Genomic DNA, 22,150 nt, shown 5'->3' on the forward strand with positions numbered 1-22,150 from the left:
CATGCGAATTTTATTGATTGAAGACGAGCCTGATTTGGCCCTGTGGCTGACACGCAGCATGCAAAAGAAAGGGTTTGCAGTCGAGTGGTCCAACGACGGGATGGTGGCCTACCATCGTTTGCAGATCGAGGAATTTGATGCGCTCGTCCTGGACCTGGGCTTGCCGGGCATGGACGGACGTGCCTTGCTGGCACGTCTGCGTTCGGAGGATAACCGGACTCCCGTGTTGATCTTGACGGCTCGCGACTCCTTGCAGGAGCGAGTGGAAGCCCTGGAGTGTGGGGCGGACGATTTTTTGCCCAAACCTTTTCGTATTGAAGAGCTGGTGGCGCGCGTTAATGCCCTGATTCGTCGTAGCCGGGGCAAGGACAAACCGCGTATGGCGTGTGGCAGTCTGGTCTATGACTTGTCCACGCAGCGCTTTACGCTGGATTCGACGCTTCTGTCCGTGTCACCGCGCGAGGCCGAGGTGCTGCGTATTCTGGTGCAGCGTAGCGGAGAGCCAGTGAACAAGCAGTTCATCCTGGATCGGCTCAATGACAAGGATGAGGATGAAATCAATATCGAAGCTATCGAGGTATTGGTGCATCGCTTGCGCAAGAAACTGCAGTCCTCGGATGTCCATATCGTCACTTTGCGCGGCGTAGGTTATTGCCTGGAGCCTGTAAGCGATGACGAGCCTTAGCGTATTGCCTTATTGGGGGCAAATATGGCCTTAAGCAGTTTGCGTCGTACTTTGTTGTTCATGCTGATTCCTGCGGCCTTGCTGACCTCGGGCGTGTCCCTGTTTGTTTCCAGCATGACCCTGAAAGATCAGGTCAACGCCGCGTTTGACCGGGCCTTGGCCGGTGCCTTGAAATCCATGTCGTCCAATGTCTTGACCATCAGTGGCGGGCTGGCGATGGAGCAGTCTTACTACATGATGGAGTTCATGGAGTACACCATCAGCAGTCAGGTGTATTTCAGAGTGGCCACTGAAGACGGTTTGTCGGAAATTGGCTTTACCGGTATGCCGCTTCCAGCGCGGCGTCTGCTCAGTAATCAGCCCGTTTTTTATGACGCTGAATATCTGGGAGAGCCCTTGCGCATCGCGGCAGTGGCGCTGGAATCGGATGGGCGCCTGCAGACTTATCAAGACAGCCGAATCCTGATTCAGGCAGGTGAAAACCTGAGCGAGCGCCATGCTTTCATACGCAAAGTCATTATCCAGAATCTGATTCAGGACGTGGCGGTGCTCAGCCTTTTCATTATTCTGATTCTGGTTGGCACCTTGCTGGCGCTACGCCCTTTGCGCAAGTTGAGCGCCGAGGTACGGCATCGTTCCCCCGACAACCTGGAGCCGATCAGCGAGGCCAGCCTGCCGCGAGAGGTCCGGCCTTTGGTACAGACCATCAATTTGCATATGGATCGTTATGCACGCAAATCACGCGAGCAACAGCAGTTTCTGGACGATGCCTCGCACCAGTTGAAAACCCCCTTGGCTGTTTTGCTGACCCAGGTGGATTTTGCCCTGTCTCTGGCCAAGACCGATGAGATGAAGGAGGTGCTGGAGGCAATTCAATTACGCTTGAACAACACGGCTCAGATGACGCATCAAATGGTGGCCTTGTCCAGGGTTCGCGATGCTGCTGACCAGCTACGCACCCGCGCGGCCTTGGGCACAGTCGACTTGTGCCAGCAAGCCGGGCTGGTGGTGGATGAGCTATGGAGCCTGGCGAGGTCCAAGCGTCAGGACCTGGGCCTGGACGCGCCCTCCACCCCTGTTCGGGTAGCCGGGGAGGCTTGGCTCTTGCAACAGGCTTTAAGCAATATGGTCAGCAATGCCATCAAGTACTGCCCACGTGCTGCATGCATTACGGTAACGGTGCGCAAGGAAGGGCCGGTGTGCAGCATTCAGGTTGAAGACGATGGTCCGGGTATGAGTGCTGATGATATGGCCAAGGCAGGCCATCGTTTCAGGCGCGGCGAGGCGGGGAAGGCCTTGCAGGGCTCCGGTTTGGGGCTGGCGATCGTACAGGCTATTGCACAGATTCATGGCGCCCGCATGAGCTTGCGGACAGGACCGCAGCAGCGTGGTTTGATCGTGCGTTTGGAGTTTGATTCGCTTGAACACTGATTGGATTTTCAGGGTATACCCTTGAAAATCGTGTTTTTTGGCGAAATTGAAAGGTAGGCGAAAGCTTCTCTCCGGTAAGGTCGCATCCATTACAACGACTAAGATCCTCCTGGAGGCGAATCAATGACTATCCACATGAAACTACGGGTGCTACTGGCCAGCAGTATTCTGGGCTTGAGCAGCCTGAGTGGCGTACAGGCTCAGCAACCCTCCAAGCCTGAGTGTATTGCTCCAGCACAGCCAGGCGGCGGGTTTGACCTGACCTGTCGTGTGGCCGTGAACGGTTTTCTGGAAACCAAGCTGCTGGAAAATCCCATGCGCACCGTCTATATGCCCGGCGGTGTAGGGGCGGTGGCCTATAACCATATCGTGGCGCAGCGTCCGGGCGACGGCAATGCGATTGCTGCTTTCTCGGGTGGCTCCCTGCTGAATCTGGCACAGGGCAAATTTGGCAAATATTCGGTAGAGGACGTGCGCTGGCTGGCGTCGATTGGCAGTGATTATGGCGTGACCATTGTGCGTGCGGACTCGCCTTATCAGGACCTGAAATCCCTGATGGAGGCCTTCAAGGCCGACCCGACCAAGATTGTTCTGGGCGCGGGTGGTTCCGTGGGTGGGCAGGACTGGATGAAGGCTGCGCTGACAGCCCGTGCTGCAGATGTGGATTTCCGCAAAATGCGCTTTGTTGCCTTTGAGGGCGGTGGCGAGGCGATGACGGCCCTGCGCGGTGGTCATATTCAGGCCTATATGGGCGATGCAGCCGAAGCTCACACCATGCTGGAGGGTGGGGCGCCTATTCGTATACTGGCTGTCTTTAACGACAAGCGACTGGACGGTGCACTGGCCGAGATTCCCACGGCCAAAGAGCAGGGCTTTGATATTGAGTGGCCTATTATTCGCGGCTTTTATGTGGGCCCCAAAGTCTCTGACGAACAATATCAGTGGTGGGTTCAGGCGTTCGAGCAGCTGATGAAAACGCCCGAGTTTGCTCGCATGCAAACTCAGCAGGGCCTGTTTCCCTTCAATATGAGCGGCCAGGAACTGGATGCTTACGTAAAACAACAAGTACTTCAGTATCGAGAATTGGCTGACTCGTTTGGCCTGATCAAGAAGTAAGTTTTTACGCTACTCCCGGCCAGTTTGTGCCGGGAGTGCCGCCTGTCTGCCCCGTCGTCCATGGCGGGTGAATCCGGAGATTCCAATCATGACGCTGAATGATCGCGTACTAGGCGTGGGCGCGCTGGTGCTCGCTGCCTTGATCACCGCTTTTGGCTACGACCTAGAGCCCCCATTTTCCTATGAACCTGTTGGGCCCAAGGCCTTTCCCTTATTGCTGGCCTTGATCATTGCTTTATGCGGGCTGCGCCTGACTATCAAAGGTGGTGGTACTGTGCCTGCCAACCCCAATGGAGCCAATGGCCGCATCTTGATGATGGTGGCTTATCTGGCGGCCTATGCCTGGCTGTTTCAGTGGCTGGGTTTCATCATTGCCACCACGCTGATGGCTACTTTGGTAGGCCGTCTGTTTGGCGGTAGCTGGAAGCAGGCCCTGATTGGCGGGCTGGCGATGGGAGTGGGGCTGTTTCTGCTATTTGATTTGGGCCTGGATGTGGTTCTGCCCTACGGCATCCTGGGAGAGTGGTTATGAGCTCGATTCTTGATTATTTGAGCGTAGGCTTTGGTGTTGCTTTTTCTGCCCAGAATCTGCTGGTCGCCGCGATTGGCGCTTTTATCGGCACCATTGTGGGCGTGTTGCCTGGGCTGGGGCCGATTAATGGTGTAGCCATGCTTGTGCCCATTGCCTTTGCCATGAAGCTGCCCCCGGAGTCTGCTCTGATCCTGCTGGCCGCTGTGTATGTGGGTGCGGAGTATGGTGGTCGTATTACCTCCATTCTGATCAATGTGCCCGGTGAAGCGGCAGCGGTCATGACGACGCTGGATGGTTATCCGCTGGCGCGCAAAGGTTTGGCCAGCGTGGCTTTGTCCTTGTCGGCTTTTTCCTCGTTCATCGGGTCCACCATTGCCATCTGCGGCATTGTGCTGTTGGCTCCCATGCTGGCGGGTTGGGCGGTTGCCTTTGGCCCGGCCGAGTATTTTGTGCTGATGGTGTTTGCCTTTTGTGCGCTGACCAGTTTGTTGGGGGATGAGCCAGTCAAAGGTATCCTGGCCGCCATGCTGGGCCTGTTCATTTCTACGGTGGGAGTGGACGCCAACTCGGGGGTATATCGGTACAGCTTTGATATTCCGAACCTGGCTGATGGCATTGATTTTGTTGTTGTCGTGATTGGTTTGTTTGCTGTGGCAGAGATGTTGCAGATGCTGGAAAACCTGTTGGGTGGCGTGTCGATCGAAGTACCTAAAAGCAAGCGCAAGCTCTTTAACCTGAAAGAGCTGGGCATGACCGGGTGGAGCACCGTGCGTGGTGGCGTGATGGGTTTTTTCATCGGTATCCTGCCCGGTGCCGGGGCCAGTGTGGCCTCTGCAGTAGCCTACGCCAATGAGAAAAAATATATCGAAGGCAAAGATCCCAATGCCATGTTTGGCCAGGGCGATATGCGTGGCCTGGCTGCGCCAGAGGCGGCCAATAACAGTGCTGCAACCGGCTCCTTTATTCCCATGCTGACACTGGGCGTGCCAGGCTCTGGAACAACGGCGGTCATGATGGGTGCCCTGACGCTGTACAACATCACGCCGGGGCCGGTGCTGTTTGAGTCTCAGCCACAGATTGTGTGGGGCTTGATTGCTTCCTTGATGGTCGCCAACGTCATGCTGTTCTTGATGAACGTGCCCATGGTGCGGGTCTTTGCCTCCATGCTGGCTATTCCTCCGCGCCTGTTGGTGCCTGGTATTTTGGCGATCAGCTATATCGGGGTCTATGCCATCAATGGCACGAGCTTTGATCTGCTGCTGGTCGTTGGTATCGGCGTTCTGGGCTACTTCCTGCGCAAGATGAACGTGCCCATGGCACCGATGGTGCTGGGAGTGGTTCTGGGCAATATGATGGAGCAGAGTCTGCGTCGCGCGCTGTCCATCACGAACGGTGAAATCGGTATTCTGTTCGAGAGCAAAGTTTCAATTGCCTTGTGGATCGCGGCCGTTTTGGTTAGTGTAGGTCCGATCGTGCTGCGTCGTATTGCAGGACGCAAGCAACTGCACGACGAGACATAAATAGGGGGACCCCACCGCTTCGGTGGGGCTTTTATCGGGAGAAAGCGCCAGGCTGCGGCCTGGCCTTGTTGTTTTTGTTATGGCTATCTGGTTTCGAATTGCCCTGGGTTTTGGGGTGGCCCTGCTTGGTGCCCTGGTGGCCAGTTGGCTAAGTATGCCTTTGCCCTGGATGTTGGGTGCCCTGATCTTGACGGCAGCTACCAAAATGGCAGGCAGTCCGGGGGCCTGCATGCCGCTGGCGCGCAACGCAGGTCAATGGGTTATTGGGACATCCCTGGGGCTGTATTTCACTCCGGCCATGGTGCATCTGATTGGCAGTAATGCTCTGTTTATCGTGATGGGCATGGTGTTTGCGCTGGTCTTGTGCTGCATAGGTACATTCATGCTGACCCGTTATGCCGGTACGGATCTGCGTACTGCCTGGTTTGCCAGTGCAGTAGGAGGAGCCAGCGAGATGACGGGGCTGGCGGAGCGTTATGGCGCACGTCCGGATCTGGTCGCCTCTGCACATGGTTTGCGGGTGCTGATGGTCGTAGTGATTATTCCCTTCGCGTTCGAGGCTTTGGGCTTTTCGGGGGAGCAGGCGGGAGCTGTCGTACGGCCTGATTTTTTGAACCTTCCTGGTCTGGCTCTGCTGGTGCTGTTAAGCAGTGTGGCCGGCTTCCTCTTTCAAATCTTGCGTTTGCCCAACCCTTGGGTGCTAGGCCCTTTGTTGGTGGTGGCCATTCTTACGTATAACGACATTATTTTGTCGGGCCTGCCGATACAAATTTCCAACTTGGGGCAGCTGTGCATTGGCTGGGCTCTGGGCGACAAGTTCGGGCCGGACTTTTTCCGTCGTGCTCCCAGGTATTTGGGGGTAGCTGCCATCAGTAACCTGATCAATCTGTGCTTGGCGTTTGCCTTCGCCTATGGCCTGTATAGGCTTTCCGATATTGCCTATCCCACGTTGGTGCTTGGCGTCAGCCCAGGCGGCATTGCAGAGATGGCGATTACCGCCAAAGTGCTGCAACTGGGAGCGCCGATGGTGACCTCCTTTCAGGTGGCGCGCATGGTTTGCGTGTTGGTGTTGACCGGACCTTTATATACCCGTCTTGCCCGCTACTTAAAACTGAGTTGAGGGCTGTTCGTATCAGCCTGATGAAAAAAGCCCGGTGTCTGACCGGGCTTTTTTTGGCATCAAGAAAGGGTGGCTTGCGGCAGAGGGTTAGCGGCCTGGCGTGACTTTGCCATGCTCGCCGATCTCGGTCAGGCGCTCGCCCATCAGGGTGGCTTTCAGCATTTTTCCGGCTTGTGCCAGCTTGCCTTCGCGCACGCTCCAGTACTCCGCACTATCAATATGCACGCACACCAGCGCCAGATCGGGGTCGGTAATCCCCCCGGCAAACCAGGCTTCAGTCATGGTGTTCCAGAAGCGTTCTTTCTGGTTCATGGAGTCGACCACGCGGGCCATACCGGACACCGACACATAGGTGTCGCTTTTAGGATCGGCATAGCTGACGTTCACATGCGGATTGGCGGTCAGATTACTGACCGGGTCACTGCTGCGCGACATGAAGAACCATAGCTTGTCATGCTCATAGTCCTCTTGGGTCGACCCCATTTTTGCCTTCTGGGTTGTCATGGGCCAGGCATGAAGTTCGCCATTGGCCGCATGGGTGACGAACATCGCAAAGCGGATGTCCTTGATAATCTCTTGCAGATGTTCAAAGGAAGATTCAATTGTTTCGTTCATGGCATCTCCTTGAGAAGGTTGAAGAGTTAAGACTGCTTACTTAATCACCCCGCAAGCAAAGCGTCCGCCACCGCCGCCCAGGGGCGCGGGGTGGTCGGAGTGGTTGTCACCGCCTTCGTGAATCATCAGGGAGCGGCCCTTGATCTGATCCAAGGACTTCAGGCGTGGGGCCAGAACGGGTGTGCTGGCGGTACCGTCAGCCTGTACATACAGGGCGGGCAGGTCGCCCAAGTGGCCGTTGCCCCATGGGAAGCCGTGCTTGCCGGTTTTTGCAGGATCCAGGTGGCCGCCCGCTGCTCCGGCAGGCGTTACCTTGCCGTCTTTTTCGCTGGGGGCGCAGCTGGCGTTCTCATGCACATGGAAGCCATGTACACCGGGTTTCAGGTTTTTCAGGTCTGGCGTGAAAACCAAACCATGCTCTGTCTGACGGACGCTAACCTGGCCGATCTGTTCGCCAGCACCGCTTTCGGTAGCCATATTCATGGGAATGATGACATCGGCCAGCGAGGGGGCGGATAAAGCAAGGGTGGCGCCTGCGGTGGCCAAGACCATTGCGCATCGCGCTTTGAAGGAAGAAAAACGCATAAGGCTGATTCCTTTGCTGAAATAAAACAGAAGGTTAGATCAGCCTAGCATTGCAGCCGCGCCATACAGTTAAGAGACGTTTCTCTTTGTCAGTAAAGTCGGCTCGGAAAAGAGATCAACCGTGGGCGGTACGCTGGTGGTTCCGAACGTGTCGACAAGCTGTGTCTTGGATTCCGTCATGCTGAAAAATATTTTGACGATTAGATGCCAGTTCCAAGCCGTTGCCCTGACTTCGTGCCAAAGCGATACAGTATGAAGAAAAAGGCCAGCCGGAATCAGTACTCTGCTTCCACCTCTTCCACGGACAGCAGTTCCTGGTGGTCGAAGTACAGATGGGAGCTGATTACGGGCGAGGATTCGTCGGCCTGCGCACTTAGTTCCAGGCAATCGCCGGACAGATAAAGATCAGTCAGCCGAGCGGGCTTGCCATTCATCCAGATTTTCCCGCTGACATCCTGATACCGCTGCTTGAGCTGCAAGCGATAGTCCGTCCCGTCCAGACCTTCCCATTCCCATTCGCCTGCCACCTGCGCGGGCACAATCCATTTGTAGATTTTGATGCCGCCTACATGCAGGATTTCGTCGGCTTCCCAGTCTCCCATATCAAAGGCGTGCGACACAATGCGCGCACCGGGTCGCAGCTCCTGCAACAAGCGCGGGCGCAGGATGGCATTGATGGTGTCCATCAAGTACAGCGTCACGATGGTGGCCTGGCTGAAGTCTGCGGTAAACAGATCCTCTTCCACAAAGTCCACCAGATACTCCACGCCGGCATGGCCGGCTTGCTCCATGGCATCGGCAACGCGCAGCGGGTCCAGTTCGACGCCTATGCTGGTGCAGTGGTATTTTTTGGCGGCCGCAATAACAATGCGCCCATCGCCACAGCCCAGGTCATACAAGACGTCCTTGCGCCCGGTTTGAGCCAGTTGCAGCATGGTGTCGATGACGCGGTCGTCGCTGGGGACGAAGGGTACGTCCAGAAAAATGTCAGGTTCCACGATGGAATGGTCGTCAAGGTCTTTAATCAGGTCTTTGAACAATAGCGGTCCTTATCAATGGTGTTGGGCGAAAATTCGTTTAAATTCGGCTAACTATAGTTTAAACCACAGCAAAGTAAGCCAAAATTCGCTTTTTGTGTGGATATGGACGATCATCAGTCTATGTCAGACTTATATGGCTCGACCTCATCCACGCCCGCCAAGTTAAAAACCCGTCTCCAGCATATACGAATCTCGCCCAGAGAATCGTTACGTATTCGTTCCTTGGCCGATCACATGCAATATGCTGACCCGTTGGGACATGCACAGTCTCTGGGCATAGGCCCGGCTGTCTGGCCCTTGTTTGGCCTGGTATGGCCGTCCAGCATTCAACTGGCGCGCAAATTGAAAAATCGTCCCATTCGGGCGGATGAAAGCATTCTGGAACTGGGCTGCGGATTGGGCCTGACCAGTCTGGTGATGCATAAACGTGGCGCGCAAATCCACGCCAGCGATTGCCATCCCATGGTGCCGCATTTCCTGAAGCTGAATCAGGCATTGAATGGCTTGTCCGATCTGCCGTATGTCCATGCCCAGTGGGGGGAGCAATCTTGCCCTGATTTATTGGCTTCTTTGGGGCTGAAACCCGCCCGGCAGCGTTATGACCTGATCGTGGGCAGTGATCTGTTGTATGAAGGGAATACGCCCGCCCAATTAGCCCAACTGGTAGACCAGCGCGCGAAGAAACAGGCCGAAGTCTGGGTGGTAGACCCGGACCGGGGGCATCGCAACAAATTTACTCAGGAAATGTCGCGCTACGGTTTTGAGCTGGTACGACAGGTCTGCTTGCGCGATCGTCCCATTTTGATGCCCGAAGGCAAGGAGGTGTCTTACAAGGGGCGCTGCTTGCAGTATCAGCGCAGTTAGAAAAAACACATCACCCCAAGTGTTTTTACCTGAGGGGCTGGAGTCGGTAACCGCTGGCAAAAGCCCCACACAAATCGGTCCCGTGTCCGATTTGTGTGGGGCTTTTCTATATTCAAACAGGTTTGCTTGAGGCCGGCTGCTTTCTCAGGGATTCGGCGGCGCAAAAGGCGAGGGCGCTGATGGCCGTGGCGGTCGTTGCGGATAAGCCGAGGTCCCGAAGTTCGAGCCCATGCGATTGCTGCTTGTTGCCGGATTGACCAAACCCATTGCATTCGGGCCTTTCTGGATGATGGCTTCAGACCCTATTCCTGGCGCCCCGGGTGTTGGGCCTGCTTTGGGCTGCATTTGCTGGCTCAAGCAATCGTAGGACAGGGCCGCCTGTCCATCCACTACTACACTGACACAGCCGGGAGACACATCGGACGGGGGCCTTTTTGCGCCTTCAATCTGCGCGTTTTCCTGTGCCATGCTGCCTGCCTGAACCAAAAACAATAAGAAGAAAAGGAGAGGGCGCATAGGGTGGTGCCAATAAAAAGAAGTCACACCATAACGGCGTTCGGGTTCCACACACCCTAGCGCAAGCTTTCTCTTTTCTGGGTGAAGTTTTCATGACAAAGGCGGCGTATTTTGCCGCTGTCATGGGGGCAGGCACATCGCGCCGTTGGGGACGAGTCCGCTTGGTTGGCCCCCGCCGCCCAGAAAGAATTATGAAGTTTTTGTTACAAACGAAAGTTTTCGATTTCTGCTGCGTCTAGATGTCAACGAGTCGCGCGGCGTGTCGTCCCAGCAGGGGTACACCGACACAGCGCTCATCAGATTGAGGATCGGAAGCATCGTGATGCCAGCAGAAATTTCAGGGCGCAACGTCCGTTTGTCCGGGTGGAGGGGCCACCCCTTTTGTGCTGCGCCAGTGATGGCGCTGGCTTTGTTGCTGCCTCATAGTGCCTTTGCGCAGGCTCAGGGCAAGGTCAACATCAATGAATACATTGTGCGTGGCAATACCGTGCTGGATGCCCGCAGCATTGAAAAAGCGGTCTACCCCTTTTTAGGCCCCGAACGCAGCCTTGAGGATATTGAAAAAGCGCGCGACGCCTTGCAGGAAGTCTATAACGTGCAGGGCTATCAGTCGGTTTACGTGGACTTGCCCGAGCAGGCGGTGGCCGATGGCGTGGTGTTTTTCCAGGTCACGGAAACCAAGGTAGGCCGTGTGCGCGTGGTCGGTGCTGAACACTATTCGCCGCTGGCCATTCGTGACGGCGTGCCGTCCTTGCAAGAAGGTCAGGTGCCGGATTTCAGCAAGGCGCAGGCGGAACTGGCGGAGCTCAATCGCGGCGCCAGTCGTCAGGTCATGCCGATGGTGAAAGAGGGGCGTGTGCCCGGCACCATGGACGTGGATCTGCGCGTTGACGACAAAAGCCCCTGGAGTGCCAGTGTGGGCTTGAACAATGATTACAGCGCCGACACCAGCAAGCTGCGCGGCATGGTCACTCTTGGCCACGACAATCTTTGGCAAAGCGGCCATACCTTCTCCCTGACCTACTTCACAGCTCCGCGTGATATGCAGGATGCCAAGGTCTGGTCGGCGGCCTACACCATGCCTTTGTCCCCGCGCTGGAGCCTGGCGTTCTCTGGCTACAAGTCTGACAGCGACGTTTCGACTGTTGGCGGTACCAATGTGCTGGGCAAGGGCCAGTCTTACGGCATTCATGCCACCTACACCTTTCCGCAGTCCGGCTCCTGGTATCACACCGCCTCGATTGGCATGGACTACAAGGATTTTGAAGAGCAAACCCGTTTTGGTGAGACCAGTGACCGCGTGCCGCTGACGTATCTGCCCTTCACGTTGGCCTACAACGGCTACCGCTATACCGAAGACTCGCAAACCAGTGTCGGCCTGACCTTGACGGGCGCCAGCCGCAGCCTGTTTGGCCTGAACAGCGAGTGGGAAGAGTTCGACTACAAGCGCTGGATGGCCAGCCCCAGTTTCATGGTGTTCAAGGGCGATCTGAACCACACCGAAACTTTTGCCAAAGACTGGCAGGCCTATGGCCGAGTGGGCTTTCAGATTGGTTCAGGTGCTCTGGTTTCCAACGAACAGTTTTCGGCCGGTGGCGCGACCAGCGTGCGCGGTTATCTGGCCGCTGAGCGCAGTGCAGACGATGGCTGGATGGCCAGCGTCGAACTGCGCACCCCCTCGCTGGCCCGCTGGATTGGCCCCTCGGTTAACGAGTGGCGCTTCTACGCCTTCAGCGACGTTGCGCGTTTGCGCTTGCGTGACCCCTTGCCTGAGCAGGAGTCCAGCTTTCATCTGGCCAGTGTGGGCATCGGTACGCGTCTGCAAATGTTTGACTGGCTGTCCCTGCATGCCGACTGGGCTTATCCCCTGACGCAAGGCGTCAACACCGAACGACACGATCCGCGTGTGCACTTCAGCCTGCGCGCCTCCTTCTGACCCCCTTAGCCAGAACAATCTGCCTGATTTTGTTCCCGGAGTAATTCGATCATGAAACGCCTTCTTCTTTTGATGCTTGCCATGATGGTGGGCTGGCTGCCCGCCGTGGCGCAGGCCTGGTGGCAGCCTGACTGGCAGTACCGCAAGCAAATCTCTGTTGATACTACGCCTGAAGGCGCGGCCATCAGCGAAAACGTAGGTCGCACCCCCTTGCTGGTGCGTCTGCATACTGGCAATTTTTCCTTTGATGGCACCAATGAAAATGGCTCGGACCTGCGCTTTGTGTCCGGTGATGATCAGACCGTGCTGAACCACCAGATCGAGAGCTTTGACCCCTTGATGGGCATGGCGCTGATCTGGGTGGATATTCCTGAGGTGATGGCCAGCCAGAAGCAGGATATCTGGATGTACTACGGCAACGAGAAAGCCCCGGTGGCTTCCAATGGCCAGATTACCTTCGATCCCAACTACACCCTGGTCTATCATTTTGATGGCGCTGCTGGTGCACCTTCGCGTGACAGTACGGCGTACACCAACCACGCTCAAACAGCCCCAGCGGGCGTGATTGACGGCGTGTCCGGACGTGCCGCCCAGTTTGTGGGTACAGCGCCCTTGATGCTGCCTGCCAGTCCTTCCCTGGCCGTGCCAGCAACCGGTGCTTTTTCGTTCAGCGCCTGGGTGCGTGCAGATCAGCCCCAAGGCCAGCAATTGGTCTATGCCCGTCGTGATGGTGCCAACAGCTTTCTGATCGGTCTGGACCAGGGCGTGCCCTTTGTTGAGATCAATGGCCAACGCAGTCCTGCCGGTGCCCCCTTGTCGCCCAGCACCTGGCAGCACCTGGCCGTGACAGCCGATGGCAGCCAAGTGATTCTGTACGTCCAGGGCCGTGCCACGGCTTCCCTGAATGCCAGCCTGCCACCACTGAACACGGTTGCCGCTTTGGGTGGTGATGTCCCCGGCACCTTGCTGGCCGCGCCTGCTCCTGTGGCGGCTGAAGTAGTTGGCGCTGAAGGTGCCACGCCCGGTGCAACTGCCTCTGCCGGTGCCGAGGCCACAGCGCCTGTCACCGCTCCAGTCGCTAACTATGCGCCCTTTGTTGGCGCGATCGACGAGCTGCGCTTGTCCAAAACTGCCCGACCTGCTGCCCTGATCTACGCCGATGCCCTGGCACAAGGAGCCGAGTCTCGCCTGATTGCGTACGGTGCGGATGAAGAGCAGTCCGGCTTCGGTTTTGGTGCTCTGGGCTTTCTGTTGAAAGCTGTCCCGATGGACGCCTGGATTGTGATCGCCGTGCTGGTCTTCATGATGTTCCAGTCCTGGGTCATCATGTACCGCAAGAGCCGTCAGGTGGGCCGTGTGCAAGAAGCCAACCGTCAGTTCCGTGCTGCATTTGGTGAGTCCGGCGGCAAGCTGGATGCGGTACAGACCGACGCCAAGGCCGAACAGAACTTTGCCCATTCCTCTTTGTGGCGTCTGTACCGCATGGGGGTGAAAGAGCTGCACAACCGTCAGGCCCAGGGCATGAAGGCCTTGTCTCCCAACACCATCGAAGCCATCCGCGCTTCCATGGACGGTGTTCGTACACAGGAAAATCAGGCACTGGGTGCACGTCTGGGCATTTTGTCCAACGCGATTGCCGGTGGCCCTTATATCGGTCTGCTTGGCACGGTGCTGGGGATCATGGTGGTGTTCCTGGGAACCGCGATGGCAGGTGATGTGAACATCAATGCAATTGCTCCCGGTATGGCTGCTGCCTTGCTGGCGACTGCAATGGGTCTGTTCGTCGCGATTCCGGCCCTGTTTGGCTACAACCGCCTGATTGGCCGCAATAAAGACGTCAGCGCGGATATGCGTGTGTTTGTGGACGAGTTTGTGACTCGCCTGGCTGAAATCCATGGCCAGAACAGCGTGCCCGGCAAAACCAAACACGACAAGCACGAGGCGGCATTGGCTCAAGGCGCTGACCTTGATCTGGCCCACGCCCAGGCTGCTGGCTCGGCATAAGGAACGGACATGGCAGCCCTACGAGACGACGATGATGACAGCGCAGCCGTTGACGGCATCAACATTACCCCGCTGGTTGATGTGCTGATGGTGGTGCTGGTCATGTTCATCCTGACCGCCACCGCACAAATTTCCGGCATTCAGGTGAATTTGCCCAAGGCCAGTTCCACCGTGTCCCTGGTTCAACCCAAAACCAAAGCCATCTCCGTGAACGAAGCGGGCCAGGTGTTTCTGGATGCCTATCCGGTGACCCTGCCCGAGCTGGAAGACCGCTTGCGTACCGAGAAAGCCCTGAACCCGGATTTCCCGGTCATTGTGCGCGGCGACAGCATTGTGCAGTACCAGAAAGTGGTGGAAGTGCTGGATGTGTTGCGGCGCTTGGAACTGTCCCAGGTCGGTCTGGTGACCGGCAAACCTCAGTAAGTTAATTGGTGTTCTAACGATGTTGCCAAACTCATCCAAACCGCAAGCCAACCAACGCGCACGCTGGCGTCGGCTGGCCATCAGGGGGCTGGTTGTGGTGCTGGTGGCGCTGCTGGGCTGGTGGGTCTGGAAATGGGCCAACGACATGGCAGGGATCAAGCGCCAGGTGCCCAAAGAGCCCATGTTGATTCCTTTGCCGCCACCGCCTCCTCCGCCGCCCGAACCCGAGCCGCCACCGGAGCCTGAAGAGCCCAAAGAAGAGGAAGTGGTCGAGCCGGAGCCTGAACCCGAGCCTACGCCGGTTGAAGAGCCCCAACCGCAGGATGAAGCGCCACCTACGCCATCGGACGATTTGTCAGACCCGATGCAGATGGACAGCGACGCCCAGGCCGGTACTGACAGTTTCAACATCAGTGCCGGACAGGGACGAGGCATGGGTGGCAGTGGCGGTGGCCGTGCAGGCAATGCCACCTATAGCCAGTACTTGGCCTATGCGCTGCAAAAAATCCTGCGTGAGGACAGCCGCACCCGCAACTTGGTCTACCGCGTTCAGGTGCAGTTGTGGTTGACCGAAGACGGGTCCATTACCCGTGTCGCCCTGGCGCAGTCCTCGGGCGATACCGAGATTGATGAGGCCTTGGTAGCTGCCTTGCGTGAAGTCGGGCGCTTGAGCGAGCGGCCACCGGCGTCGGTAAGCATGCCTATCCGAGCCCAGGTAACGGGTCGTAGGCCCAGTTGATTGTCTGCCTTTTTTGACCGAATGATTTGGAGTGCGCTTTTCATGAAAACCCATCCTAGTCGGCTGGCTTGCGCGGTGGCGCTGGCCTTGACCTGCACCGCTGGCCCTGTGCTGGCTCAGGCGCCATCCCAGAACGCCACCGTTAACCTGATTCGTCTGCTGGTGCAGCAAGGCGTCTTGCCCCAGGCTCAGGCCGATGCCCTGGTGGCTCAGGCCGAGGCGGAAGCGGCCCAGGCTCGTAAAGCCGATATTGGTGCAGCAGGTGCCGCCCAGGCCCGGCCAGGTGATGTGCGTGTCACGTACATCCCGGAGACGGTGCGTGAGCAGATCCGTGAAGAAGTGAAGAATGAAGTGATGTCGCAAGCCAAGGCCGAGAACTGGGCCCAGCCCAACACCTTCCCGGACTGGGTATCGCGCATCACGGTGGAAGGCGATGTACGCGTGCGTAACGAGTCGCGCCTGATGGATGGCGCGAACAGTAACGAGTTGATCAACTTTGCGAAGTGGAACGACAACGGCCCCATTCCTACCGTGGTCGAAAACAAGCCCTATGGTTTGAAGATTCCTTATCTGAACAGTCGCCAGGACCGCCGCAACCTGTGGCGTATCCGTGCTCGTCTGGGTGTGAAAGCGACGCTGTCCGAGCGTTGGGAGGCCGGTATCCGCCTGGCTACGGGCAGCGATGACAATCCGGTGTCCACTTCCGATACGTTGGGCAACGGCATGGGCAAGAAGCACCTGTGGCTGGATCAGGCCTACTTGTCTTACCGTCCTGCCGATTGGGCCACCATTGTGGCGGGTCGTGCCTCCAGTCCCTTTGATTCCACGGATCTGCTGTGGTCGTCTGACTTGAATGTCGATGGGATTTCTGCTGCCTTCAAGCACGCGATGTCGGATCGTCCAGTGACCGTCTTTGGCAATCTGGGTGCCTATGCGCTGGAATACGCCAACACGCCATGGGATCGCAACAGCCTGTCCGAAGGCTCCAGCGAAAACAAATGGCTGCTGGGTGCGCAGATCGGTGCCGAATGGAAGATCAACCAGCGCAACAATCTGCGCGGCAGCGTAGCGTACTACCACTTTGACAATATCGCCGGCCAGCGCTCCAGCGCGTGTACTTTGTACTCGTCCAGCGATGTGTGTGACACAGACTGGTCGCGTCCGGCCTTCATGCAAAAGGGCAATACCGTCTTCCTCTTGCGTGACATCCGTCAGTGGTCGGCAGATCCCAAGAACTGGAACGAATGGCAATACGTGGGCCTGGCCTCCAAGTTCAACTTGCTGGACGTGAACATGCGCTGGGATACCGAAGTCATGAATGGCTTGAACCTGCGTTTGGCCGGTAATTACGTGCGTAACCTGGCTTACGACAGCAACAAGATGGCGGATCGTGCCGGTGGTTTGTACAACATTGCCTCCAACGGTACTTACGATGCCTCCGGTAACCCGACCGGTATCGAAAGCGGCGGCAATGCCTGGATGGTTCAAGCGACCTTGGGCAGCAGCCTGGGCTTGAAGGACAAGGGCGATTGGCTGGCTTTTGCGGGCTACAAGTACATCGAACCGGATGCCATGCCCGATGGCTATAACGATTCTTCCTTCCACTTGGGTGGCACCAATGCACGTGGCTACTTCCTGGGTGCAGGTTATGCCTTCGAGAAGAACGTAACCGGCCATCTGCGCTGGAGCAGCTCCAAGGAAGTCTATGGCGCACCGCTGTCTATCGACATCATCCAGCTTGAACTTAACGCCAGGTTCTAAGCCATGAAGATATTGAACTCATCCTGGAAGCCGTGTGTGCAGCCAAGTGGGCGCAAGCCTTTTCTCATGACGCTGGGCGCGCTGCTGCTGGCGGGCCTGGGCCAATGGGCTGGCCCAGCCATGGCACAAAAATCGGATATGGAGGAGCGGCTGCGCACGCAGTTGCGCTCCAGCACGCAGCAATTGCAGCAGTTGCAAAGCCAGCAAGCGCAGCTGACGGCCGCCAAGACGGCTGCAGAAACCGAACGTGATGCGGCCCGCAAGGAGGTCGAGCAACTGAAGGCCCGTTTGGACAAGGCCAGCAAGCAGGCGCAAAGCTTGCAAGACGAGCAGGAGGGCATCAAGACCTCTGCGCGTCAGCAAGTGGCGGCAGCGCAATCGCAATTAGGCCGTGCGCGTAACGAGTTTGAAACCTTGCAGGTGCAAGCTCGTGCCACTGAAACGCAGCGTGCCAGCCTGGCGTCCAGTCTGGCCCAGCGCGAAGAGGAACTGGGACTGTGCACGGCAAAAAACAAGGAATTGTATGCAGCCGGGAAAGAAATCCTGGCGGCGTATGAGCAGTTCAGCACGGGCGACTTGCTCAAGATCCGACAACCGCTGGCCGGCTCTGCACGCGTGAAGTTCGACGAGCACGCGCAGGCGCTGGGCGACAAGCTTTATGACGGCTTGTACACGCCCGGTGCCACGTCGTCGGAACAGCCGCCTGTCGCGCCCTGAGCCTTATTGATTGATACCCACAAGGAATATGTATGACTGACTCCCAAACCATCCAATCCGTCTCCTTGAAGCAATTGCAGGAGTTGTTGCAACAGATGGGCTATCGCGTGACCGAGTCCGAGCAGGCTGGGAATCGCCAGCTCTTGTCGGCTTCGCAAGGCATTGGTTTTGCGCTGCGCCTGGGTAATCCTGCGCATGAGGCGGACCAGGCACTGGATTACACCTTGAGCTGCGCTTTGCGCGTTCAAGGCGAGATGCCTGCCGGTATCGAATCGGCCTGGAATATTGGCAAGCGTTTTGCTCGCCTAGCGGTACAAGGCGAGTTTCTGGTGCTGGAAATGGACGTTATCGTGGCCGGTGGCGTTGCACCAAGCTACCTGCAAGCTACCGCTGAATTGTGGGACCGCTTGTTGCAGGAATTCCTGCTGTTTTTGCGTCAGCATGCGGCGGCGAATAATGAAGCCCAGAGTGCCGACAAGGGTGAAGCGGTTACTGTTCAGCCAGAAGTAGCCCAAGAGACTACTGCGCCTGTCGACGCTGAACAAACTGAAGCGGCACAAGCTTGAATCAGGTGAGCACGATGACACACCCCAAATTTCTGCTGCAAAGTGTGCTGGCTCTGAGCCTGTCGGCCCTGTTGGTGGGTTGTGGGAAAAATGGCGATGCTCAAGCCCAGCAGCCGCAAGCTGCCGGGCAACAAAGCAGCGCTCCGGCATCGACGGCAAAAAGCAGTGCTGCGACGCCGGCGGTCGCCACGCTGGGACAGGTGGTGGTCAGCCAGGACGAGCTACAGCAGTTCCTGCAGGTTTTGCCCGCAGCCCAGCGTGAAGCCATGCGTAATGATCGCGTGGTGCTGGAGCAGTGGCTGCGCAGCCGCCTGGCCGAGAAAGCCGTGGTAGAGCAGGCCAAGGCTCAGGAATGGGACAAGAAGCCCGAGATACGCAGTGCCATTGAAGAAGCGCAGAATCAGGTGATCCTGCGCAGCTATCTGCAATCCGTGTCTGAACCTGCAGCGGATTACCCGTCCGAGCAGGATCTGCAAACGGCTTATCAGGCCAATCAGGATCAGTTCCAGTTGCCGGCCATGTATCGCTTGAGCCAGATCTTTTTAAGCGTGCCGGACAAGGACGAACAGGCTTTGGCGCAAGCGAAGAAACGGGCCGATGCCTGGGTCAAGCAAATGCGCGAAGGCAAGGCGGATTTTGCGGCGCTGGCCAAAGAGCATTCGGACGAGAAAATCAGTGCCGAGCGGGGTGGCGACAATGGCTTTTTACCGATTAGCCAGTTGGTGCCAGCCATGCGTGCCACGGTTGCCAAGCTGGAACCGGGCCAGCTGAGTGATCCGATTGTGCAGGCCGATGGTGTGCATATTCTGCAGTTGACTGATCTGCGCCCGGCTAGCGTGCGTTCGCTGGAGGAAGTGAAGCCGGCGCTACGTGATGCCTTGCGTCGTCAGCGACAGCAGGAAGCAACGCAGGCCTATGTGGCCGGCATGCTGGATGCCGATACGGTAAGCGTGGATGGCAAGGTGTTGAGTCAGTTGTTGCAGCAGACCCCATAGTCTTGAACCCTGGGGGGGATGCTGGCCGCTTGTGCCATGCAGAATGTTGCAGGCAGCAAGCTCAGGGGCAGGGCGGGTGAAGGAGGACGGCATGCGATTGTGGCGGATCAGCAGTACGCATTGGGAAAAGCAGCATGAAGCCACGCCGTGGTTCAGTGCCAAAACTTCTTCCATCGCCATCTACCATGCCTCCCCTCTGGCGGCAGTGTGCGCGTATTTATTGCGCCACTGCCTGCCTCATCCAGACCTGATCCCCAGCCACCAGGCCCTGCACTCAGTCGGTGTCAGCCAGAATTTGATACGCCGTGCGCAGGTCTCGCGCCACTGGCATTTCAACCTGAAAGAAACGCGCGACCTGACCTTGCGCTGGCGCTTGCTGGCTGATCGGCCTGTGCTGTGTGTGCCTGCCTTGAACGGGGCGAATCAATATTTGATTGATACCCGCTCGCCGCTGATTTCCTTGATTCATCTTTATCGCCAGGATGCTCAGGCGCTGGAGCGCAGCCTGGAACAGATGCGTGAACACCTGCAGGGCGCTACGCCCTGGCTGGTGCTGCGCTAAGGTGGCTTGGCACGTAAAGCGGGCGGGAACTGTCACTATGTTGTCATTGGCGACTTCTACAATCGCCTCGCCTCACCCCTTTTCGTTTCACTGTCCGACGCCGCGGCTAGACCTATTAACGTGCGCATGACCATGACTCAGGTGGCGATCAGTGTGGCGGTGTTACTCGGCGCTTTCTTGTTATTTGCCTGTGCAAGTCTCGCAGTTGCCCGGTCTGATGCTGACACCCTGCTAAATTCTTCCGAACGTTTGTCTTTCGACATTGCGGCTCAGCCTTTGGCTCAGGCCCTGAAAGCGTATGGTCAACGTTCTGATCTCTCTGTGCTGCTGGACGGTGCCGATCCGCAGCGACCCATGCCAGCTGTGCGCGGCGAAATGACGCGCAAGCAAGCCCTGTCCTCCTTGCTGCATGGTTCGGGCTTGCAAGCCTATTACGTGGATAACCGCTCGATTGTGATCCGCTTGCCCGATAGCAGGCCGGGCAAAGCGGCCACCGGCCAGCGCCCCTTGAATCTGAATCACATCTCGGGCGTGCGTGATGGTGCCCATGATTACAGTGCCTATGTCACCCGAGTCCAGCAGACCGTGCGTAATGCCTTGTGCCTATCGTCTCAGACCCGTCCCGGCGCGTACCGGCTGGCCATGCAGCTGTGGCTGAACCCACAGGGGCAAGTGGAGCGCGTGCACCTGTTGGGCTCGACCGGGCAGGCCAGCCGCGATCAGGCGATCAGTCAGGTGCTGGACTCACTGGCAATGGGCGTGGCCCCGGATGCCAGTCTGCCGCAACCCTTGGTCCTGTTGCTGGCTCCCGTTTCGGGCCATGTGCGTGACGACTGCCCTGTGCAGGCCGGGAAGTAGATCATGTCCGAAGCTCTGCGTAGTCGTTTGCGCCAAAGTCTGATTGCCCGTTACACGCATTTGCGTCGGCGGCTGGAGCGCACGATAGGTTCGCGTGAAGATGCGGCGGATGCCTTGCAGGAAACCTGGATACGGATAGGGGGGGTAGGCAACGGAGTATCGGTGAACAATGACGAAGCCTACTTGCTGCGCATGGCCACCCATATCGCCATTGATTCCTACAAACAGCGCAACAGCTTGCTGACTGCCATGGATCTGGACGCCTTGAGCCATATTGCCGATGACACCTACGATACCCAGCGTTGTGCCTGGGCGCGCATCACGACGGCGCAATTGCTGGCTGTGCTGCAGGACATGCCGATTCGTCAGCGCACGATTTTGATGGCTTCGCGGGTGGATGGTCTGACCTATGCCCAGATCGCCAAACAGTACAATATTTCGGTTTCCCTGGTGAACAAGGAAATGATGCGCGCGCTGGACTATTTGCGACTGCGTTGCGCGGAACAATTCAATGATGCTGTGGGTGTCAGCGTCTCCGACAGCCTTACCGACGCTTAAGTTTTGCCCCATGAGTCCTTCTTCCTCCTTCCCGTCTGACGCCGTGCGTACCCAAGCCAATCAATGGTGGGTGCGGCTGCATTCGGGCAGTGCCCGGCAGTCCGATGCGCAGAGCTTTCAGCAATGGCTGGAGCAAAGTCCCGAACATCGTGTGGCCTGGCAGGAGCTGACGGTAACGATGGACACGGTAACGCCGGGTTTGCAGGCCGCCAGAGACTTGTTGCCGGAATGGAAAGCTCCCGCTGCCCCACCCGTATTTACGGCCCGGCGCGCCTTCATGGGGGGAGCTTTTGCAGCCTCGGCCCTGGCGGTGGTGGGAGTGGTACATCCGCCCTGGGGCTTGTGGCCATCGTTCACGGAACTGACAGCGGATTTTCGAACAGGGGTGGGTGAGCAGCGTGAGATTCAACTGGGGCAGGCCGTTGCCATTCAGATGAACACGCAAACTTGCATCAACCGTCGTGACACCGCCCAGGGGGCAGGCATTGAGCTTGTTGAAGGCGAAGTCGAAATCCGGGTACTGGATGGAGCGGCCAGCCACCTCCACGTTCAGGCTGGGCCAGGGCGCATGCAAGCGCAACAGGCGCAGTTCAACGTGCGTTACACGGGGAAGAACGTAACGGTGACCTGCCTGCAAGGGCAGGTCCAGGTACAGGCGAGTCAAATCATCACTTTGCAGGCGGGCCAGCAAACGGTTTACGACTATGAGCGCATCCACGCGGTGCAGCGCCCTAACCTGGATCAGGTCAGTTCCTGGCGACGTGGTTATCTGGCTTTTGAAGGTCAGCCCCTGGCCGATGTAGTGGAAGAATTGAACCGCTATCGGCCCGGAAAAATCGTGGTTTACAGCGATAGTTTGAAGAGCCGCCCGGTGTACTTGAGCTTGTCCATCAGCGATATGGATTTGGCCCTGGATATGCTGCGCGCCATGTCCGGCATACGGGTGCAGGAGTTGGCGGGTGGTATTGCTCTGGTAAGGCAGGCGTAGTTACATAAAGTAACAAAAT

The 22,150-nt window shown here is 57.5% G+C and carries 23 protein-coding genes; 19 read left to right on the plus strand and 4 right to left on the minus strand.

What is annotated here, in order from left to right:
• Position 1 precedes the first annotated feature (1 nt).
• The 6 genes from ACU6HM_RS16025 (at position 2) to ACU6HM_RS16050 (ending at position 6,404) form a co-directional block, all read left to right on the plus strand.
• Positions 2-685 (plus strand): response regulator, encoded by a 684-nt coding sequence (locus tag ACU6HM_RS16025; RefSeq protein WP_254500261.1) that lies wholly within the window; start codon positions 2-4, stop codon positions 683-685.
• 24 nt (positions 686-709) lie between these two features.
• The gene (locus ACU6HM_RS16030; protein ID WP_009463445.1) at positions 710-2,116 is read left to right on the plus strand and encodes a sensor histidine kinase; all 1,407 of its coding nucleotides are present in this window, start codon (positions 710-712) and stop codon (positions 2,114-2,116) included.
• A 123-nt stretch (positions 2,117-2,239) separates the two neighbouring features.
• Entirely contained in the window at positions 2,240-3,232 is a 993-nt protein-coding gene (locus ACU6HM_RS16035; RefSeq protein ID WP_021447208.1) for a Bug family tripartite tricarboxylate transporter substrate binding protein, read from the plus strand.
• 94 nt (positions 3,233-3,326) lie between these two features.
• Positions 3,327-3,764 (plus strand): tripartite tricarboxylate transporter TctB family protein, encoded by a 438-nt coding sequence (locus tag ACU6HM_RS16040; protein WP_031232925.1) that lies wholly within the window; start codon positions 3,327-3,329, stop codon positions 3,762-3,764.
• On the plus strand, positions 3,761-5,284 hold the full coding sequence (locus ACU6HM_RS16045) for a tripartite tricarboxylate transporter permease (RefSeq protein WP_446764066.1): 1,524 nt from the start codon (positions 3,761-3,763) through the stop codon (positions 5,282-5,284). Before ACU6HM_RS16040 ends, ACU6HM_RS16045 begins: the two co-directional genes overlap by 4 nt.
• A gap of 79 nt (positions 5,285-5,363) precedes the next feature.
• Entirely contained in the window at positions 5,364-6,404 is a 1,041-nt protein-coding gene (locus ACU6HM_RS16050; RefSeq protein ID WP_035270197.1) for an AbrB family transcriptional regulator, read from the plus strand.
• Positions 6,405-6,491: 87 nt separating this feature from the next.
• Here ACU6HM_RS16050 and ACU6HM_RS16055 read toward each other — a convergent pair whose 3' ends face one another.
• The 3 genes from ACU6HM_RS16055 to ACU6HM_RS16065 all read right to left on the minus strand — a co-directional run bounded on the left by ACU6HM_RS16055 (position 6,492) and on the right by ACU6HM_RS16065 (position 8,644).
• Positions 6,492-7,019, minus strand: a complete 528-nt coding sequence (locus tag ACU6HM_RS16055) for a pyridoxamine 5'-phosphate oxidase family protein (protein WP_446764067.1) — start codon at positions 7,017-7,019, stop codon at positions 6,492-6,494.
• Between the two features lie 36 nt (positions 7,020-7,055).
• Positions 7,056-7,604, minus strand: coding sequence for a superoxide dismutase family protein (gene sodC, locus ACU6HM_RS16060; protein ID WP_009463437.1), 549 nt, complete (start codon positions 7,602-7,604; stop codon positions 7,056-7,058).
• Positions 7,605-7,879: 275 nt separating this feature from the next.
• Positions 7,880-8,644 carry a class I SAM-dependent methyltransferase gene (locus ACU6HM_RS16065; protein WP_254500262.1) on the minus strand — a complete coding sequence of 255 codons (765 nt, stop codon included), beginning with the start codon at positions 8,642-8,644 and terminating at the stop codon, positions 7,880-7,882.
• 120 nt (positions 8,645-8,764) lie between these two features.
• On the opposite strand from ACU6HM_RS16065, the gene ACU6HM_RS16070 reads away from it, so the two are divergent.
• The gene (locus tag ACU6HM_RS16070) at positions 8,765-9,508 is read left to right on the plus strand and encodes a class I SAM-dependent methyltransferase (RefSeq protein WP_051316297.1); all 744 of its coding nucleotides are present in this window, start codon (positions 8,765-8,767) and stop codon (positions 9,506-9,508) included.
• Positions 9,509-9,652: 144 nt separating this feature from the next.
• On the opposite strand, the gene ACU6HM_RS16075 is transcribed toward ACU6HM_RS16070, so the two are convergent.
• Positions 9,653-9,976: a hypothetical protein gene (locus ACU6HM_RS16075; protein WP_128831723.1), complete on the minus strand. Its 324-nt coding sequence runs from the start codon at positions 9,974-9,976 to the stop codon at positions 9,653-9,655.
• Between the two features lie 445 nt (positions 9,977-10,421).
• On the opposite strand from ACU6HM_RS16075, the gene ACU6HM_RS16080 reads away from it, so the two are divergent.
• The 12 genes from ACU6HM_RS16080 to ACU6HM_RS16135 all read left to right on the plus strand — a co-directional run bounded on the left by ACU6HM_RS16080 (position 10,422) and on the right by ACU6HM_RS16135 (position 22,131).
• Positions 10,422-11,960 (plus strand): ShlB/FhaC/HecB family hemolysin secretion/activation protein, encoded by a 1,539-nt coding sequence (locus tag ACU6HM_RS16080; protein ID WP_446764068.1) that lies wholly within the window; start codon positions 10,422-10,424, stop codon positions 11,958-11,960.
• A gap of 51 nt (positions 11,961-12,011) precedes the next feature.
• The gene (locus tag ACU6HM_RS16085) at positions 12,012-13,964 is read left to right on the plus strand and encodes a DUF2341 domain-containing protein (RefSeq protein WP_446764069.1); all 1,953 of its coding nucleotides are present in this window, start codon (positions 12,012-12,014) and stop codon (positions 13,962-13,964) included.
• 9 nt (positions 13,965-13,973) lie between these two features.
• A complete protein-coding gene (locus tag ACU6HM_RS16090) occupies positions 13,974-14,387 on the plus strand; it encodes an ExbD/TolR family protein (RefSeq protein WP_088451941.1) in 414 nt (137 codons plus the stop codon).
• Positions 14,388-14,406: 19 nt separating this feature from the next.
• Positions 14,407-15,126, plus strand: a complete 720-nt coding sequence (locus ACU6HM_RS16095) for a TonB family protein (protein ID WP_021447204.1) — start codon at positions 14,407-14,409, stop codon at positions 15,124-15,126.
• A gap of 42 nt (positions 15,127-15,168) precedes the next feature.
• Entirely contained in the window at positions 15,169-16,887 is a 1,719-nt protein-coding gene (locus ACU6HM_RS16100; protein ID WP_009461847.1) for a putative porin, read from the plus strand.
• A gap of 66 nt (positions 16,888-16,953) precedes the next feature.
• Positions 16,954-17,604 (plus strand): hypothetical protein, encoded by a 651-nt coding sequence (locus ACU6HM_RS16105; protein WP_021447203.1) that lies wholly within the window; start codon positions 16,954-16,956, stop codon positions 17,602-17,604.
• A 32-nt stretch (positions 17,605-17,636) separates the two neighbouring features.
• Positions 17,637-18,170, plus strand: a complete 534-nt coding sequence (locus ACU6HM_RS16110; RefSeq protein WP_021447202.1) for a YbjN domain-containing protein — start codon at positions 17,637-17,639, stop codon at positions 18,168-18,170.
• 14 nt (positions 18,171-18,184) lie between these two features.
• On the plus strand, positions 18,185-19,165 hold the full coding sequence (locus tag ACU6HM_RS16115; RefSeq protein WP_137430600.1) for a peptidylprolyl isomerase: 981 nt from the start codon (positions 18,185-18,187) through the stop codon (positions 19,163-19,165).
• Between the two features lie 91 nt (positions 19,166-19,256).
• Positions 19,257-19,727: a hypothetical protein gene (locus ACU6HM_RS16120; RefSeq protein ID WP_250756209.1), complete on the plus strand. Its 471-nt coding sequence runs from the start codon at positions 19,257-19,259 to the stop codon at positions 19,725-19,727.
• A 126-nt stretch (positions 19,728-19,853) separates the two neighbouring features.
• Positions 19,854-20,585: an STN domain-containing protein gene (locus ACU6HM_RS16125; protein WP_009461857.1), complete on the plus strand. Its 732-nt coding sequence runs from the start codon at positions 19,854-19,856 to the stop codon at positions 20,583-20,585.
• Positions 20,586-20,588: 3 nt separating this feature from the next.
• On the plus strand, positions 20,589-21,143 hold the full coding sequence (locus ACU6HM_RS16130; protein WP_009461859.1) for an RNA polymerase sigma factor: 555 nt from the start codon (positions 20,589-20,591) through the stop codon (positions 21,141-21,143).
• Positions 21,144-21,153: 10 nt separating this feature from the next.
• Positions 21,154-22,131: a FecR family protein gene (locus tag ACU6HM_RS16135; protein WP_268379712.1), complete on the plus strand. Its 978-nt coding sequence runs from the start codon at positions 21,154-21,156 to the stop codon at positions 22,129-22,131.
• The last annotated feature ends 19 nt before the right edge of the window (positions 22,132-22,150 follow it).

The organism is Alcaligenes sp. RM2 (genome assembly GCF_052931795.1).